1 protein-coding gene and 1 pseudogene are annotated in these 790 nt (G+C 40.9%); both read right to left on the bottom strand.

The genetic code is table 11. The features are described from left to right. Window positions 1-331 precede the first annotated feature (331 nt). A complete protein-coding gene (locus ACWHAR_RS25935; protein ID WP_141556142.1) occupies window positions 332-472 on the bottom strand; it encodes a hypothetical protein in 141 nt (46 codons plus the stop codon). Between the two features lie 46 nt (window positions 473-518). Continuing rightward, window positions 519-790 (bottom strand): annotated as a pseudogene (locus ACWHAR_RS25930) (glutamine--fructose-6-phosphate transaminase (isomerizing)); the annotation flags it as partial.

The following is a 790-nucleotide window of genomic DNA, read 5'->3' as shown; positions in this document are numbered from 1 at the left end:
AAAACATGGGAGTCATACGCTACCTTTTATTTATGGCGTGTCCTTTACTGAATCATTTCAACTTAAACCGGAATGTACTCAATAAAAAAAGAATGAGCTTTAAAACCTAATCCCACAAGTACATTGTAAGTGCGACTTCTAGAATTCTTTGCCTTTATTAATTGACATTAAAAAAAACACGTTATCATTCCAATAGGCTCTCCGGTTTTCGGATTTCTAGCATGCTTTATTCCAACTGCTATCAAAAGCGTATCATAATGAGGAACTGCTCTCTAATATCTGTATTAACATCAGAAAACTCAGTTAGGCAAAAGCAGTTTCTCTCCAAGTTTTAATGCCTTTTAACCTCGTTAACCGACCTAATGAGGAAACATCTTAAATCTATAGCCATGGCCGATCGATAGTCGGATCCTGTACCATCAACTTCTTTAATCCATTTTTCCACTGTAGACGTTCTTTCTCTTTTGGACATAAAAACACCCCTTTAGATAATCTTATCCAAAGGGGTTAAACATTTATTACTCCACAGTAACACTCTTCGCAAGGTTACGCGGTTTATCAACATCACAGCCGCGATGCAGTGCAGCATAGTAAGCGATCAGCTGCAATGGAACAACAGATACCAACGGAGCAAGCGCTGGGTTTACTTCCGGCAGTACGAATCTGTCATCCGCATCGTCTAGGCCTTTCAGTGAGATGATGCATGTGTTGGCTCCGCGAGCGGCAACTTCTTTGACGTTTCCGCGGATGCTTAGGTTTACGTGCTCTTGAGTTGCCAGTGCGAATACTG

This window comes from Bacillus sp. LR--39, from assembly GCF_053613335.1.
This window is presented reverse-complemented; position numbering and strand designations above follow the sequence as displayed.